The organism is Rhodococcus sp. IEGM 1372 (assembly GCF_030056835.1).
GTDB lineage: Bacteria > Actinomycetota > Actinomycetes > Mycobacteriales > Mycobacteriaceae > Rhodococcoides.
The window spans coordinates 64,949-82,112 of record NZ_JASHKS010000013.1; the positions used below are offsets into that span (position 1 = coordinate 64,949).

Genomic DNA, 17,164 nt, shown 5'->3' on the forward strand with positions numbered 1-17,164 from the left:
CCTGCCCGAAATACTATGCTGGTTAGTAGTTGAGTGCTCGCCACGGCGAGGCGGGTGAAGGTGTCGGAATTGTTCGCACTCAGCCGATACCGATCGTCGGTGCGATGTCGCTGCCACGGCTGTTCGCCGCCGAACGATCCGCGCTCGTACATCGCCTCAGTGATTGGAGATTAAGTGAATGGAGATGAAGGTCGATGCGTCTACGTCGTCCCGCACATACCGCCCGAGCAGTCACGTCCACCTCAGCCGCCGTATCCGGTCATGTTCACCGCGCCTGACCGGGAGATCACTTGGCGTTGACGCTCAAGCGATTACATCACCGAGCCCTCATCGACAGAACGAGAACCGCACTTTATGTCCATCTCGCTTTCCCGCATCCTGCTGCCGTCTCTGATCGCAGCTCTGTCCCTCGTTGGATGTTCCGCTCCGGCAGCGACTGACGGCGCGGCCGATCCGGCAGTGGTCGACTTCACCTCCTCACTGGCTCATGTGCACGGATTGCACGTCAACGCCGATGGCACCGTCCTCGCTGGTAGCCACACAGGACTCTTCGCCATCGGTTCGTCCGGAAACCTGACCAGGGTCGGCTCTTCCGACGATGACTTCATGGGTTTGTCGGGTGTACCGGCCACCGATACCCTCTTCACCTCCGGTCATCCCGGCGAATCCAGCACGGCGGCGAACCCACTGGGACTGCGTAGCAGCAATGACGGCGGAATGTCGTGGTCGGATCGGTCACTGGAGGGACAAGTCGACTTCCACGCGCTGGCTGCCGATGGACGCATCCTCGTCGGATTCGATGGCAGTACCGGTCTACTCGTCTCCGCCGACAGCGGCTCCACCTGGACTCCCGGCGCCGCTGCGCCCGCGGCGTCGTTGGCGATTACGAGCTCCGGAGTATGGGCGGTGACACCTGATGGACTTCAGCACAGCACCGACACGGCCCGAACATTCTCTCCTGTCCTCGACGCACCGAACTTGGTATTGCTCGCCGGTGCCGGCGATGCACTGTGGGGGATCGACACCGACGGATACGCCTGGCGTAGTCGCAACGGCGCCGATTGGCAGAAGCGTTCCGCAACCGGGTCCGTCGAGGCATTGACCGCGGTCGACTACGACACCGCCTACGCAGCCAGCCCCCAGGCGTTGTACACACTGACGTAACTCGGCCCGGTCGAGACCAGCCCGACAACAGATAGCGACATTTCGACGCGACCGCAGGCGGTCACCCGCGCGGCTGATGCGGGCGCTTGCCGCTGTTGAGCGGCTTACTCCCTCTTCCTCCCCTGGGGTTCGGCCCGCCACGAGATCCCGCGATGACACCGGGGTCCGACTCCGAGATATCCAGGAATGAGGACAACCGAAATACTTGGCGTAGAGATTCCGAGGCCGTACTGGATGCTGTCATGCAGGTGTGCCGAAATGGGAGCCCTGTTCGGTGTAGTCATGGTTCGCGGACGGTTGGCGTTGATCCGATTGCCGACGATGTGTCTGGTCGCGTTCATGGCGTGTGGGTTCAGGTTGCTAATCGTCTGGCTCCTCTGCGTGATCGGCCCTCGGCGTGGGCATTCGAGTGGGACTTGACCTCAGGGGTGGCCCGGCGCAGCCCGATCGTGAGCGCGACTCAGACGTGGGCTGAGCTCGGCGTTGATCTGAGTCGGCCGATTCCGGATGGTTTGGCGAAGCTGGATCTTGGGGACGCCACAGCATCGGTGCTGGCGCAGCTCGTTTCCGGTGGGCCGGGAACTGTGCTCCAAGAGGTCGGTGTGGAATGCCGTCCATCGGGTGCACATCGGCGTATGCAGTTCACGGCACACTTTCTCCACGACGGCATCGGCCCTACTGGTGAACCTCATCGGGTTGTTCGGGGAGTGTCTGTGGATATTGGTCCTTCGGAGGGTACTGAACACATCGATCGACGTAACGCGGGTCTGGATACGCTGGTTGCACGGTCGCTGTCCGATCCCTCGGAGTATCGCGCGATCGCTGACCCCGATTCACTTCAGCTTTTGTACTGGTATGGCGACGCTCCGACTGGCATTGCATGGCAAACAAGCCACTTACCCGGCGCTAAACCGGTTCTACACCCCGGTGACATTCCTGATGCAATCCGAATCGGACAATCCTTGAAAGTTGCGCAAGCCGGGGCTGTGGAATCGGCCGAATTTCGTTTTCTGACACCCTATTCGGATTATGTCGCGGTGTCGGTGTCTGCGAGAGCTATCGACCTCGATGACCGCTCCAGAGCAATCCTGGTGACGCTCCGACCACAGGTTCCGTAATTTCTGTTTCCGTTGCCAAGACAAGCCAGCTGTTGGTAGCGTTTGCCTACGCTCACCGAGCGCCTGTGGCACGCACCTTGTAGTAGTCGGGGCGGCCTCCACGTCTTTTTCGGACGTTCCACTCTCCTGCCCGAATTCTGCCTGACGCTGCTTTTAAGCGTAATGGCGTCTGGGCAGACGGACCTTACGAGGAATCAGTGCGGAAGAAAGTCGTGAAGAAGCCAGCAGTTCGCTCGTTCGCAAGGTTGTTGGCTACTGGTCTTACCTGCTTGGTCGTCATCGCGGCACCTAGCGTCACCGCCAGCGCGCAACCAGTCGAGCCCAGCCCCTCGGGGGGCGACTCCGCTCCGGTGGAGGTTCAGGTGCCGTCGATAAACGAGGCGCCGGGCGACATAGAGGGCACTCCACCTGGCCAGAATGCGCCTCCAGTCGAGGTGCCACCGGACTCCGGAGCGACGACCACCTCAGGTCAGAAGGTGGTCGAAAAGCGGAGTTCTCGCGAAGTGACCGACCCTGCCGAAGCGGAGGAAATTGCACAAAGGCTGACACAGAAGCATGCCGAGGAGTCGGGTATATCTGCACGCCAATCCGGTCCTATATGTTTCCAAACACGTTTTCAGTCGTGCAAAACATATTCGACCATCGTCGAGCAATTCATTCAACCCAATTTCCCTAACGGCCCGTTGGAGCCGATCGGAAACTGGGTCATCGACGTCACTCTCCAGGTCCGTAGCCCTCTTCAGACACAGACCAAAGAAAACGTGATCCAATTCTACGGCGATGTCTCGTCGACTTCTCCAACAACCACCATTCCGGGTACGTACTCTTTCCAACTCGTTGTTCTCGATCTCGCCAACGACAGCACCACTACCTATCCCGCCTACGTTTTTCCGATGGTCATCGGAGGGACTGGGTACCAGCAGTACGAGCATTATGTGACGAGAAACGCGACAAACGCGTTCGACAAGCGAACGCTTCAATTCATATACATTGGAGACTCGCCGGCGAACGACTTGGATGGTACTCCCGTTCGCACGCGCACCACCGGCCAGCAATTCAGGTGTGATGCTGCTCAATCAGTCAACTACGGCACCGGCTGCGTCAACCCGAACGAGAAGCCGACTGTCCAGTACACCCAAGCAGCGTTCCCGAACATATCTCAGACAGTTAAGGCTGGCCAGGCTGCCTTTGGTTTCGGAATTCCTGGTACTGGCGCGCCGCTGACTCGTGGAAATTCTGCTGACAATCAGGCAAATCGGGACGCCGCATGCCCACGGTCGTCACAACAGCGGTTGGATCTACTCGGCGAGAAACCTCTCAACATGAAAGACCCATCCTGCGATGAATACCCTTTCGCATCGACCGTGCAGGGCGGCTACGGGTCGACCGTCCGATGGGTCCCTCTTACCGAGAACAATAAACAAGGCACCCTTATGGTCGAATTTTACCGCGGGAACAGAGTGATGCCCGGTGACGACTACTTCGTTTCGGCAATCGGCTGAACGAGCCCGTTTCATCTTCAGAATCCGATAAAAGGTACCCAACGGAAAGGCCTCGAACATGAGAACTCGACCACTACGTAAAACAGCTACCATCGCCGCCCTGCTAGGAGCGTTGGTGCTCGCCGCTCCAGGCGCTGCTAGCGCGGACGTTGTCACCGGTTGGGTCGGCCCAGCAGGAAGTAACGGCGCAGGTGTTCAGTTCCTGAACACCTCCACAATCATCAATTCGCCCAACCTGACCGCACAGTCGAAGATCTACTCTGTCTTCGGCCAGCAGGTCGCACCCGGTGACATCGGCGTGCGAGCTCGACTGTTCAAGAGCGGAGCATTGTGTGAGGCTGTCGGCTACAAGTACAGCTCCACCGGTACAGCTTCACTGACACTGGGCACGACCGCGACCTGCGGGACAGGTTCGTACAACAGTCACGGTTTCACTGCGGTATGGGATGGAAGCAAATACCGCGAAGCCCTGACTTTCCCGAGCAACCCGCTGGACTGGACCGCCCCGGCTGCCCGGTCCGCGACCACCTCCGAGTCCGAAACGACCACTGTCGAGTCGGGAACCAATGCAGCGGGTCAATCCTTCGGACCGGGCGACACCGCACCGTCCGACGCGGAATTGCCCGACCTCGTCGCTGCGATCGGCACCGACGGAGTGCAGGGATACATCCTCAAGCAGGACCTCGACAGCGGAGCCACGTCGCCGGCCGAAGCTTCTAAGCTGCGCAAGCAGAACATCGACGGCACCGAGGTGTTCGGATCTGCCCCTAAGACTGTTCCCGTGTACGCGGAGGACGGAACGACTCAGGTCAGCGAGTTCGCGATTTCCTGACACCGTCGATGGCCGGTCCCGGCGTTCTCGGGGCCGGCCATCGAGCTGCGGTTATGCCGGGCGTCGCCGTGGGGCGGGTTGCGGCGGATAGAAGACTTTCATCGCGGCCTGTAGATCCAAACTCGATGGATCCAAGAAGATCGTCCAGTAACTGTCGATCAGGGGCAGATGAATGCCATACCCCCTCCCCCCGTGCTCGAGGACTTCCAACATTTCGTCGCGACCGACTTTTAGATCAGGTCGGTGGGTTTGACCAGCCAATACGGTGTATGTGTCGTACAAATCATTATTGAGTCTCGCGGTCAGGGTGGGTGCGTGGTTCGCCTCGAGATCTTGTCGTAGTTGCTGAACGACTGGTGTCTCCTCTGCGCGGTTTGCAGCACCGACCAAATCCTCATGGTTCACGCTCCGTTCCGCCGGAAGCGGCTCCGCGGGTGTACCGCGGTACACCCCGTCAGGGTCGGCCTGGGAGCGCAGCTCGTCGAAACTCAGGTTTGCTATGGACAGGTTGTTCTCCACCACCGCGAGTCGACTGGGAATCACGCGGAACGAGGCAGGTGCGACGCCTTCTGCAATATCGAGGACGAGAACGGGATGCTCGGGCTGTTCACACGCTTGTCGGTCGACCACAAACACGTAATACGGCGGTGGTGACGGGATCAATTCGGCAAGATCGGTTGGTGTCAGGTCACTGAACTCGCTGTCGTCGACCACGGTAAGGAAAGCCTGTGCCTCGGTTCCGTCGGCTTGTCGGTGAGAAGCTTGGGCATCAGCTGCAATCTGCTGCCAGACATCGTCGGCGGCGAAATGGGTACGAACGAGCAGGGATTGACCTTCCGGGAGAGTAGGCATAGCTCGACACTACCTCTCCGGCCTGTCATCGGACGGCCAGTTGCTTTGTCTCGCTGAGTAACCCGCACATATAAGCTTTAGTCAGCGTTCATACGTTCGGCAGCTGACGGGGACGGATATTCAACTGCGCTGGTGAGCGCGTCAAGACCACCCACTGCGGTGTTGTTCCCGTTGATGGAACGTCTGGCGGCGTGGTGTAGCTGCGTCAGAGCGATTGCGCGGGCGGTCATCTCGGCGATTTCGGCGGGTAGTGGTGGTCCGTCGATGGTTCGGATTCTCATGGCTTCGAGTGTGGCATCGGGTACCGACAGATTGTGTTGCGCTGCAACGGGTTGAAGCCTGAACCGCGCGTGCACGAGCGGCCCGTCTGCGCTGTGGTCGGGGTGTAGCAGTGCGGAGCGCAGCGGAGTTCGATTCGGCGGACGCCCGCAGGGTGGCCCGACCCTGCTCCCTCACGCTTTCCCGATCCCAGGCAATGGAGAAGGCCCGCACCCGGTGTGGGGTGCGGGCCTTTCGGTCTACGGGCTGTGAGCCGGTGTCAGGGCTGTTCGGCTGGTGGGGTGGTCGGGCGCCCTTCGGCGGCGTCACGGATCCACTGGGGTACCTCGAGGCCGTCGCGTTCGTACAACGCGACCGATGCCCGTGCTGCGGCCCGCGCGACCTGTGGTCGGGCTGCGGTGGTGCGCTTCTCGGTGGTGGTCATCGTGGGTCCTCCTGCTCGTTCTGGTTGTCAGTGTCCTCGGTTTGTGCCGGTGACGCCAGTGCTCGCCACAATGCCCGGGTCGCGACGGCGCGCAGGACGTCTCGTTCGGTTCGGGTGATGAGCGGCGAGTCGGTCACCGGTGTGTAGATGTCCCATCCCAGGGCGGCTTCGGCTTCGTTGTCGCTGGTGGTGCGTTCGAGGCACCAGGTGATTCGTTGCCAGGCTTGGGCGCGTTTGTCGGCCACGGTGCGTTGGCGGACGGTCAGGGCGACGCCGACGACGGCGAGGACACCGACGATCAGGGTGACCCAGGACGGTCCTATACATGTCAAGCGATCCGTGGGCGGGAGCAGTGAATCGTCTGTCAGTCGAGCATGTGTCAGTCGTCGAGTTCGCAGAAGCGCAGGGCGTTCTGGAACGGATCCAGTAGCTCGACGGTCGGTCCACCAGGTGCGGAGCGATCGATACCGGGTCGCAGAGTCACCAGATGGTCTCGCCGACGCAGCTCCCGGTGGAACGCCGCGATGTCGACCGTCGGCAGCCACACAGCGGCCCCTGGTGTTCCATCCCCGTGGTGTTGACTCAGGTCCAGGTGAACACCGCCACGGGTGACCCGCATGTAGAGCGGTAGATCGGCGGCGAAGCGATGCTCGAAGTCGACCTCGAATCCGAGGTAGTCGCAATAGAAGTTTCGTGTCGCGACCTCGTCATACACCCGCAGGATCGGAACAGCCGCCAGCGGACGGGGAGCGAGAAGAGCGGCGCTGCAGCTGTTCCAGTCTCGAAATCCGGCAGTGTGAGCGACGGCCTCGAGTGACTGGGCGTGGGTCAATTGTGCAGCACCTGATTCGGCCAGGAACTTTCGCAACGTTCGTGCAGCGGACTTCAACTCATCGATGGTCATGTGAACGGGCATCAGGGATCCTTCGTTGGAAGCACAACCGAGTCCGGATGCTCGCATTACCGGCGGTCAGCTGCTTCCTGACGGATTCCGATGGTGGACCCTCAGAGCAACGTGTTCACCGAACCCCGGACGGGGCGCGAGCGGCAGGTACGTCAACCTCTGCTGACATGCTGCCACATCCTGCGAGATCAGCGACGAGATCGTTGAAAACCTCCCGCGCCACGAACCGCTTGAGGCACCTGATGACGTCCTTCTTCGACAACCCGTCACCGCGCCGGCGTTGCATGTAGTCGATCGTGCGTTGGTCGTACCGCAGCCGACACACGGTGATCAAGTAGAGCGCTCTGTTCGCGGCGCGATCACCGCCTCGGTGCAGCCTCATCCTCGTCGTCTTGCCCGACGAGGCAGGAACAGGGGCGACACCGCACAACCGGGCGAACGCGGCCTCGGAATGAAGCCGGCCGATGTTCTGCCCCGCGGTCACCAACAACTGCGCCCCGTTGACCGGTCCTACCCCGCACGCTGCGCGCATCGTCGGAGCCGTCGCGGTCACCAAAGTGTCGAGCTCGCGCTCCAGAACGGCGATCTCCTCGGCCAGATCGCTGGCCCGGCGACCGAGAGTCCGCAATGTCAACTTCGCAGCTTGTTCCGGATCGGACAGGCGCGACAAGTCCGGACGCAACCGGGAGCACGCTTCGACGGCTCCCTTCCCCCGCTTGTAGGTGATCGACTCACGCAGAGCCACCGGGGCGGTGATCAGAACATCTTGAATCTGTTGCAGCGCAACGGTACGAGCGTTCACTGCCGACTCCCGCGTGAGAAGCAGCATTCTGATCGATTCCACCGCTCCGGTACTCGACTTCGGAACGATGGCGTCGGCTCCGGTGAGGACGTGCCGAGCAGCCATCTCCGCATCGAGGGCATCGTCCTTCCCACGGCGAGCCCGCGCATGTTTGTTGGTCGTGTTGATCTCCGCGACCGACATGCCACGTTCGAGCAGGTGACGCGTCAGTCCCGCAGCGTACGAACCGGTGCACTCGACACCGAAGCTCGCCGGAGTTCCGAACGTCTCCACCCATTCCGACAGCTCGTTGTAGCCCTGCGCTGTGGCTCCGAACTGGCGCGCTCCGAGCCTCCTTCCACCCCGTGTGAGCACAGCTGCGTAGTGAGTGTCTTTGTGTGAATCGATGCCGACGACGATGTCACCGTCCATGTGATCCGAGCCTTCCCGTTCGACGGACTCGGCGGGCCTTCCGACCGAGTTTCGCGCTGGGTGGGCGGACGCTGGCGGTGGACAAAACAGTGATGGGGCAGAGTCGCTTCAAGGTCCTATGAAGTCACGCCGCCAGGCCCGACCACCGACGAGCGGGCCGCTCGACACCGCGACGACGCGTCTTGGGAAAGACACACCGGTCACTTGTGCGGTAGGTCAATCGTGGTGCCTAGCGACCCTGTGTCCAGTGTTCACTGCTTGTGCAGGCATCAGGGGCGTTCCTTTCAGATGATGGGGTTGGTAGCCCTGGTGCCGTCAGGCACCGGGGCCGGTGGTCACAGGCGGGAGGTTCCGCGGACGATGTCGCCTTCGATGTAGGTGAATCCGTCTCCGCGGCCATCGCGGAGCGCGAAGTGGTAGTCCGCCTGGACCCAGACGGTATCGAAGTGTCCGGCGTCGGTGAGTGTGCCGAGTAGGTCGCGGTCGGCTCCGTTGGGGAAGAACGCCACTCCGGACGAGGGCGGGTAGTAGCGGTTCAGGGTGTCAATCAGGGATTCGACGCTCCTGCATTCTGCGGCCGCGTCGAGTGCTTTGTCGTAGGTGGTCCAGTAGTCGTCGACGTCGATGTTGCTCACGGTCGTGGCCTCAGTCTCGGTATTCTCGGTCATAACTGTTGCTGCCCTTCGGAACTCGTGCCGGATCGGTCTGCGCCCTCCCCCGCGTTCTTTCGCCGTCATCTGGCGTGGGGAGAGTAGGCGGCGCACGGGACCGGTGTCCTGCCCCTGAGCCGTGAAAGTTTTCAGCCGAAGGCGCTGTGAAAAGTTTTCGGCGCCGGTAGGCCGGAGCGCAGCGGAGTCGGGGGTGGGTAAGGCGGGCACGGGTGACGCAAACTCGCCAGGAGCCAGATGCCCGAAAGAACGACGCCCTTTACAGTGCGAAGCGCAGCGGAGTTCGGTTCGGGGGACGCCCGCAGGGTGGCCGGCACCGCCGCGAGGCGGGATACCCCACGCTCGTCGACGCCTGCGGTGACCACCTCCGCGCTGCGGAGCTCGCGGGCGATTGTGCGGGAGCGACGATGGCCGGTCACGTGCGGTGTCGCGGCAGCACCAATTTACTGCGCGCCTGTCGGCTTGATTGCCGTTGCGAACTAGCATTCAGGTGTCCGAAATAGTCGAGTGCGGGAGTGTACGAAGTGGCTAGCCGAGCAAGCAAAACAGCGAAGCAGCGAAGCAGGCCAACCAAACGGTGCGAATCGGACGGCCACGAGCTTGCGCCGAACCCAACGCCGCCGTCCAGTATCAGCTCAGCTGCGTCCCGTGTCTGACCCATCCAGCTGGCAGAAGAGCCGCCGACCGAACCGAGAGGCTGAATCGGCCCATGCACCTGAAGGCGAATAAGTCCGTCAACTGGAACGAGCCCACCAGCCCCGCCGGCGTCACGACGGACGCAGTCTTCATCGGGCCCGATCCATTCGGTCTTGGCGGCCTCCAGGTCGCCGTCGCACAGTCAGAAACACCCCCTACCCGGCAATCGTTGCGCGACCTATTTTCCGCTCGCCGCGGCAAGACCCAGGTACAGCTTGTCGTGGCCGTCGTCAATGGTTCTACGACTCATCTCCTCGGGCCAGACCCGCAGGCACAGCCTGTCGAGTTGCCGACGGAACAGGCACAGCGGCAATTGCAATCAGTGCTTGACGAACCAGACTCCCTTGCAGCGACCGAGCGAATCGCCGGCTTCCGCAAGGCTCACGACTCCACCGCCGTCGCGGGACACACCAACAGTGGGCTTTTCGCGAGCTACCACCTCACCCAGAACGTCCCGCAGCGCCCAGACTGGGTTGACTTAAATCAAGCTGGCGCGCGCTTACTCTCGGACCGAGGACAAAAGCTAATCGGCGCTCTTGGCTTCAAGACCAAGCCCGCCACCGGTGGCGCGGTCCTCCTGTCGACCGCCACAGACGCCTCACGCGCTGTCGCCGTCCTACTGGACGACACCGAGCAGTTCGATAGCAAGAGTCCACGGTTCCAGCTGTCCCCAGTCGCGTATGGTCTCGCGGTCGCGGCCCAACAAGAGGTGCCGTGGCTGCTTGTCCTTCGCAAAGACCAAATTCGGTTATATCCCGGGCGGGACGGTGTCGGTGTCGGGTCTAAAGGGCAGGCAGAGACCTACTTCGAGATCGACCTTTCCACGGTCGACGCGGAATACGCCGGGTTGCTGCCCCTGATCTTCACCGCTGACGCCCTCGCAGCGGGCGGAACCACTGACCAACTACTGGACGAAAGCGCCCGGTACGCCACCGAGCTTGGGAAACGTCTTCGCGAGCGGGTCTATGACGAGATCGTCCCGTCACTTGCAGTTGAGGTGGCCCGCCAGCTCGCCAACGCCGGTGGTATTCGGTTGGACGCCGATGGTTTGGTAGTTGCATATCGGGTGACACTGCGAATCTTGTTTCGGCTCCTGTTCCAGGCATACGCCGAGGACCGAGGACTGCTGCCCTCCGGACGGAACGAAGGCTTCGACGCCAACAGTCTGAAGACAAACGCCCGCCGACTCCTCGCAGCCAATGGCGACGCGTTCGGCAACTCCACGACCATATGGTTTGACCTCGTGCAAGCGTGGGATGCGATCGATAAGGGAAACATCCAGTGGCAGGTACCGGCTTACAACGGTGGCCTGTTCTCCTCCAACCCCGAGCGGTCCTCCGACGGAGCACTCTTCACCAAAATTCAGCTCCCCGACAAGGTTCTTGGCCCCGCACTCAAACACCTACTCGTCGACACGACCAGCGACGGTGTGGAAGGACCGGTCGACTTCCGATCCCTGAGCGTGCGTGAGTTCGGCACTATTTATGAAGGCCTTCTCGAAAGCTCCTTGTCACTCGCTGAGCAGGATCTGACCGTCGACTTGAAGGGCGCATGGGTGCCCGCCAAGGCCAGCGACGAACCCCACGTGCGCGCAGGTGGGATCTACTTCCACTCCGCGTCTGGGGAACGCAAAGCAACCGGCTCGTATTTCACACCCAAGGTCGTAGTTGATCACCTCATCGAACGCTCCGTCGTACCTGCACTCACCACACACCTGGACAAGATTGCCATCCACCTGGCGAACGGTGACGCTGTTGCTGCGGCGCGGGACTTCTTTGACTTCCGCGCCGCCGACCTCGCCATGGGGTCAGGGCATTTCCTCGTTGCAGCGGTCGACAAAATCGAAGCACTCATGCGGACGTTCCTCGCACAACACGCAGTCCCTGGTGTGACCGACGAGCTACTCCGTCTCGCCGACGCCGCCAAAGACGCGCTCGGTTCTGATGACTTCGCGAAGTCTGAGGTCGACGAAATCGGCCTTCTGCGTCGGCAGGTCGCACGTCGATGTATTTACGGCCTAGACATCAACCCCATGGCAGTCGAGCTCGCTCGCCTGGCCTTATGGATTCACACCTTTGTGCCAGGCCTGCCTATGAGCAACCTCGACCACGGCCTTGTCAACGCCAACAGCCTCACCGGAATGGGATCAGTAGACGAGGCGCTTGACGTCCTCCAGTCGGACCGCAAACCGGGACAGGAGGGGTTCTTCGACGGAGTCATCACCGACACCCTCGCCGATGCCAAGACACTCTTGACAGACCTCGCCGCCGCAGGTGAAGCGAACAAGGCAGAGGTGGAAGAGTCAGCACGAATCTTGGACCGGGCGCGCGATGCCGCTGCCCCAGCTCAACGGATTTTCGACGTAGCTGTTGCTGCCCGCGTCGGAGCAATACGGCCCAACCTGCTTTTTACCGAAGACGACGTCCGTGAGATGGCCAGAAAACCAGAGGTGACAGAGACGGTCAACCTCCTCCAGCCCGCACACCTTCCGGTCCTTTTCCCAGAGGTGTTCCTACGGACTAACCCCGGTTTCGATGTACTCCTTGGAAACCCACCATGGGAGAAGCTCAAGGTGGAAGAACGCATTTGGTGGGCGGTCCGCCTACCTGGCCTTGCACGTGGCATGACCCAAGCAGAACGCGTCCCTGCACTGACTGCATTCCGGGCGAAACGACCCGACCTAGTGGCCGAATACGAGACCGAAGTGGCCACGGTGTCAGCCATGAACAAAGTTATTAAGAGCGGACCATTCGAACTGGGCGGAGGCGACACCGACCTGTATCAAGCATTTGCCTGGCGCAATTGGCAGTTGGTCCGGGAATCCGGCCGAATCGCTCTTGTGCTCCCACGCGGAGCCCTCTCAGGCTCCGGCATGGTTCCATGGCGTAAGTCAATTCTCAAATACGGCACTTTTGTGGATGTGTGCTTCGCAATCAACAATGGTGGTTGGCTTTTCCCGAGTGTCCACGGAAGTTACACCGTCGGCTTGACGGTTGTAGAGAAGTCACGATTCGCCGCGGATGAGCCCGTCGTTTCGTGGGCAGGACCCTTTGCCTCCGAAAAAGCCTTTCGGCAGAACGCCCACAAGCTTGCCCGGGTACCGGCGACCGAATTTCAGGAGTGGTCAGCCGGAGCAGTATTTCCACTCATCCCAGATGCAACTTCGGCAGAGGTCTTCCGCACGATGCGTCTGTCACCCACCTTCGGACAAGCCCGCTCCGATTTCCAATTCCAACCCGTAGCTGAGCTGCACGCAAGCGGCGACAAGGCAATCTATGAGTTCGACGTGGATGAAGCCAGAGGCAGAACCCCTGTTTTCGCGGGGGCCAGCTTCAACATTTGGAATCCTGATGCTTCGACACCCTATGCGTACAGCCAACCTGAGGTCCTCCGAGCACACCTCGCGGGGAAGTTGCGGCGATCCTCAAGAAGCGCTCGTTCCGCATACGTCGGGACGGTATTCGACGAGGGAAAATTGCCAATAGACAAAGCGCGTATAGCTTTTCGCGATGTGACGAGTCCTACTAATACTCGGACTATGATTGCGTGCCTATTGCCACCAGGCGCGTCTGCAGTCCACAAAGCTCCGCTACTGGTGCGTCGTGCTGGTGACGCGCGGTCGGAAGCCGCTCTACTCGGAATTATGTCGAGCGTACCTTTCGACTGGAGTGCACGCAGGTGGGTCGAGCTAACAATGTCCTTTCAGTTACTCAGCGCTTTGCCGGTCCCTATATACGACCCAACATCACCACTCACCCAGCGCGTTGTGGAAATCTCGGGCCGGCTCTCTGCAGTTGATGGCAGGTACGCGGATTGGGCGAGCGAAGTAGGCGTGCCGATTGGGTCGGTTAAGACCCAAGCGGACAAGGACGACCTCGTATCCGAGCTGGATGCGCTCGTGAGCTTGCTGTACGGCCTGACCGAGGATCAGGTGGAGCACATCTTCTTCACCTTCCACCGGGGTTGGAAATATCAAACGCGGTTAAAGACGGTCTTAGAACACTATGCAGGGTGGAAGGGGCAGTCATGAATCAACTTCCCGACTTTGCAACCAATAATCAGGCGAGTGAGGACCCAGATCGCGTAGCAGACCGGGTCAACGAATTGTTCCGGTTACTGCGGCATAACAAGGTGACACCGCCGCCGTTGGCGATTGCGACCGCCTACATTAACCCCGGCGGATTTGGGCTGCTGGCTGATGAGCTTGAGCGGGCGCCTCGCGTGCGGCTACTTCTCGGCGCAGAGCCGGAGCACGATGCGGTTCGAGCCGTGAGCGATCAGGACGCGGACATGGGCTCCCGCCTTACCACCGCGATTCAGCACCACGAGGAGTGGCTTGCTGTAGAGCGCGACACGATGGGGTTTGAGCGGAAGCCGGACGCCGACGCTCGCCGGATGGTCGAGTGGTTACTGAGCGCAGATGCCGAGGGCAACCCGCGCGTTGAAGTGCGCCGATATACGGGGGGTTTCCTGCACGGCAAGGCGTACATGGTGGAGGACTCCTCCACCCAGGCAGCGATTGCCGGGTCCTCCAACATGACATATGCAGGCTTGGCGATTAACGCTGAACTTAACTTGGGTACCGGCGGCGGAACGCACGCCGCCGCGAAAGTCCACGAATGGTTCGAGGGGTTCTGGGCCGCCAGTGATCCTTACGATCTAGCCGCCCTATACGGACGCCTCTGGGATCCCCACAGCCCGTGGGTCATCTACCTGCGGATGCTGTGGGAGCTGTACGGGGTTCACCTCGACGAGGAGAGCCCTCATGTCAAGACAGGGCTGAGCCTGACCCGGTTCCAGGCCGACGGTGTGGTCCGGATGGAGCGCCTACTCGATGAGCACGGCGGGGTCCTTGTCGCTGATGAGGTCGGTCTGGGTAAGACGTACTTAGCCGGCGAGGTGATCTACCGGACAGCGAACGTGAATCGGCAGCGGGTGCTGATCGTGGCACCGGCAGCATTGAAGACATCAATGTGGGAACCGTTCTTGCTCGAGCACGACTTCTCTCGCTGGGTGGAGGTTTACTCATACGAGGAGGTCCGCACCCGGCTGAACCCAGCTCATAAAGACCATCACGCGTTCATGCAGGAGATTGAGGACTACTCCCTGGTCGTGGTCGACGAGGCGCACAACCTGCGCAACTCGGCGGCACAACGGTCGGAGGCGGTCGACCGAGTCATCACCGCCGGCAGCCAGCCGAAGCGCGTCGTGCTCCTGACTGCGACCCCAGTTAATAACTCGTTGGCGGATCTAGAAACGCTGATCCGATACTTCATCCGCGATGACGCCCGGTTCGCTTCGTTGGGGATCCCGAGCATTAAGGGGTACATCAAACACGCCCAGGCGATCGACCCAGCCAACCTGACTCCGGAGCACCTTTTCGATCTTATGGATCAGGTCGCGGTCCGCCGTACCCGCAAATTCGTCAAAGAGCATTACACCAACGAGCGGATCGTCGGTCCGGACGGGAAAATGACGACGATCAAGTTCCCTCAGCCCAAGGTCAGGCGCATTGAGTATGAATTGGACGATGCCGGGGTAGAACTTATCGACGTCATGGTCTACGCCCTCGACGACCCGGACGACCCGCACACCCCCAGGGCGTGGACAGATCGCTCGCTCGACCCGGGACGCCTGATGCTTGCCCGATACTTGTCCAGCCATTACACGGTTGACCGGAACCTATTGGAGTACCAGGTCGCCAACACTGGTCTGCTGCGTTCCGGCCTGTTAAAGCGGTTGGAGTCCAGCCCGGTGGCATTGCACGCGTCGCTGGAACGGATGATCGTCTCCCACGAGGCGTTCCTGGATGCCCTGGGCAGGGGGCATGTCCTCAAAGGGGACGCTCTAAACGACTGGGTGTCTTCAGACTCCGATGATCTGGATTCATTCGTAGAGGCGTTCGATGATGAGGACCAAGTCGACCCAGTTAGCGGCTACCACCTGGCCGAACTGGAAGCGGATGTGCGCTCCGACATTGCACTCCTGCGCCGACTACGCGACCTGGCGGCCACCGTTCTTACAGGGAGCGAACCGAAAGTCGACAAGCTCGTAGAGGAACTCACGAAAATCGCAGAAGGTGCCCGGCGTATTGACGCTGGTGGGATCACGCACGGGGACCGGCGCAAAGTCATCGTCTTCTCTGCATTCTCCGACACAATAATTGCGATCCACGATGCCGTCGTCACCGCGATCGACGCAGCTCCACCTGGAGCTGCGTTGGCGGACTACAAAGGCCGGGTTGCACCACCGATTATGGGTTCCTACGCCAAGGTGCACGAGCGCGGGGAGTCCGGTGGCGTCGACCAGGGTGGTCGCGCATCCACTATTGCAGGGTTCGCACCCAAGACCGCTGGGCCTCGCAACCCTGACGGGAGTCCGACCGCGAAAGATGAGTACGACGTCCTATTCGCCACCGACGTCCTCGCAGAGGGTGTCAACCTGCAGCAGGCCGGGCAGATGATCAACTATGACCTGCCGTGGAACCCGATGCGGATTGTGCAGCGTCACGGCCGCGTCGACCGAATCGGCTCGCGACATGCCTACATCCACCTCGGACTGTACTTTCCGGCCGAACGACTTGACGACCTGCTCCGGCTCGAGGAACGCCTGCAGAACAAGCTCTCCCTTGCCGACGCCGCGATCGGCGCGGGGGAGGTCCTGCCCGGTCGAGGCCCCGGGCACGAGGTCAACCTGACCGACGACCACGTAACCGACGAGTTCGAGAAACTGCTGGACAACGGCGGATCTAGCGCGTCCCTGTCAGGTGAAGAATACCGGCGACGGCTTTACGGGGCGTTCACCGCTGATACGGACACTAAGGCCGACATTCGATCCCTGCCCTACGGGTCCGGAAGCGGGTTCGAGAACCTAGCGGTTTTCGGCAACGGCTACGTCTTTTGCATACGAATCGGCGACAGTCACAAACCTTGGTTTCGATACGTCGCAGTGGACCAGGGCTGGAACGTCACCTACGACGACACCGGCGCACCCCGGATCTCCGGCGACACGCTCATATCGCTCCGCGTCGCCGATCCCGGTGGCGGGAGCACACCCCGTTGGCTCGACGATCTTGTGTACGACCAGGCCTTCGAGGCCTGGGAGGTCGCTCGCGATGACGCTTACAACACCTGGAGCGCGCTCACCGACCCCAACGCGTTCCAGCCCGATATGCCATTGGCGTTCCGCGACGCACACCAACTGGTTTTCCGCGCCGGCGGCTACCTCGGGCGAGAGAAGCAGATCGACCTTGCGAACCGACTCCGCAGTGTCCCTTCGGCCAAAGTTTCCCGGCAGATGCGCCGCGCCCTTAACGAAGGGCGCACAGGCGAAGAACGCATTGGGCTGATCTCCGCAGTTCTGGAGGGGGCCGGGATCACTGCGCCACCGCCACGCGAGCCGCTGCCCGACGTAGAACCGCATGAAGTGCGCCTTGTGACCTGGATGGCCGTTCGGGGAATGAGGGAAGCCCAGACCGACTAACTAATGCTGAGTCCTTGAGTGTGAGGGGCA

12 protein-coding genes are annotated in these 17,164 nt (G+C 61.2%); 6 read left to right on the top strand and 6 right to left on the bottom strand.

Features of this window, described 5'->3' with window-relative positions; genetic code table 11:
- The first annotated feature begins 354 nt into the window (after window positions 1-354).
- The 4 genes from QM590_RS13615 to QM590_RS13630 all read left to right on the top strand — a co-directional run bounded on the left by QM590_RS13615 (window position 355) and on the right by QM590_RS13630 (window position 4,616).
- On the top strand, window positions 355-1,164 hold the full coding sequence (locus tag QM590_RS13615; RefSeq protein ID WP_032401329.1) for a F510_1955 family glycosylhydrolase: 810 nt from the start codon (window positions 355-357) through the stop codon (window positions 1,162-1,164).
- A gap of 449 nt (window positions 1,165-1,613) precedes the next feature.
- Window positions 1,614-2,282, top strand: a complete 669-nt coding sequence (locus QM590_RS13620) for a hypothetical protein (RefSeq protein WP_141215302.1) — start codon at window positions 1,614-1,616, stop codon at window positions 2,280-2,282.
- Window positions 2,283-2,785: 503 nt separating this feature from the next.
- Window positions 2,786-3,784 (top strand): NucA/NucB deoxyribonuclease domain-containing protein, encoded by a 999-nt coding sequence (locus QM590_RS13625; RefSeq protein WP_032401328.1) that lies wholly within the window; start codon window positions 2,786-2,788, stop codon window positions 3,782-3,784.
- 58 nt (window positions 3,785-3,842) lie between these two features.
- The gene (locus QM590_RS13630; RefSeq protein WP_141216253.1) at window positions 3,843-4,616 is read left to right on the top strand and encodes a hypothetical protein; all 774 of its coding nucleotides are present in this window, start codon (window positions 3,843-3,845) and stop codon (window positions 4,614-4,616) included.
- Between the two features lie 51 nt (window positions 4,617-4,667).
- Here the strand turns inward: QM590_RS13630 and QM590_RS13635 are convergent, their stop codons facing one another.
- The 6 genes from QM590_RS13635 to QM590_RS13660 all read right to left on the bottom strand — a co-directional run bounded on the left by QM590_RS13635 (window position 4,668) and on the right by QM590_RS13660 (window position 8,956).
- A complete protein-coding gene (locus tag QM590_RS13635; RefSeq protein ID WP_052061711.1) occupies window positions 4,668-5,468 on the bottom strand; it encodes a DUF6924 domain-containing protein in 801 nt (266 codons plus the stop codon).
- Between the two features lie 538 nt (window positions 5,469-6,006).
- Window positions 6,007-6,171, bottom strand: a complete 165-nt coding sequence (locus QM590_RS13640; protein ID WP_155288773.1) for a hypothetical protein — start codon at window positions 6,169-6,171, stop codon at window positions 6,007-6,009.
- Entirely contained in the window at window positions 6,168-6,503 is a 336-nt protein-coding gene (locus tag QM590_RS13645; RefSeq protein ID WP_094656105.1) for a hypothetical protein, read from the bottom strand. Before QM590_RS13645 ends, QM590_RS13640 begins: the two co-directional genes overlap by 4 nt.
- Window positions 6,504-6,550: 47 nt before the next feature.
- Window positions 6,551-7,087 (bottom strand): glyoxalase superfamily protein, encoded by a 537-nt coding sequence (locus tag QM590_RS13650; protein ID WP_219520300.1) that lies wholly within the window; start codon window positions 7,085-7,087, stop codon window positions 6,551-6,553.
- A 103-nt stretch (window positions 7,088-7,190) separates the two neighbouring features.
- Window positions 7,191-8,288, bottom strand: a complete 1,098-nt coding sequence (locus QM590_RS13655; RefSeq protein WP_206498880.1) for an IS110 family RNA-guided transposase — start codon at window positions 8,286-8,288, stop codon at window positions 7,191-7,193.
- A 335-nt stretch (window positions 8,289-8,623) separates the two neighbouring features.
- Entirely contained in the window at window positions 8,624-8,956 is a 333-nt protein-coding gene (locus tag QM590_RS13660; protein WP_269595237.1) for a hypothetical protein, read from the bottom strand.
- A 916-nt stretch (window positions 8,957-9,872) separates the two neighbouring features.
- On the opposite strand from QM590_RS13660, the gene QM590_RS13665 reads away from it, so the two are divergent.
- A complete protein-coding gene (locus QM590_RS13665) occupies window positions 9,873-13,682 on the top strand; it encodes an Eco57I restriction-modification methylase domain-containing protein (protein WP_269595236.1) in 3,810 nt (1,269 codons plus the stop codon).
- The gene (locus QM590_RS13670; RefSeq protein WP_269595235.1) at window positions 13,679-17,134 is read left to right on the top strand and encodes an SNF2-related protein; all 3,456 of its coding nucleotides are present in this window, start codon (window positions 13,679-13,681) and stop codon (window positions 17,132-17,134) included. The genes QM590_RS13665 and QM590_RS13670 overlap by 4 nt, the downstream gene beginning before the upstream one ends.
- The last annotated feature ends 30 nt before the right edge of the window (window positions 17,135-17,164 follow it).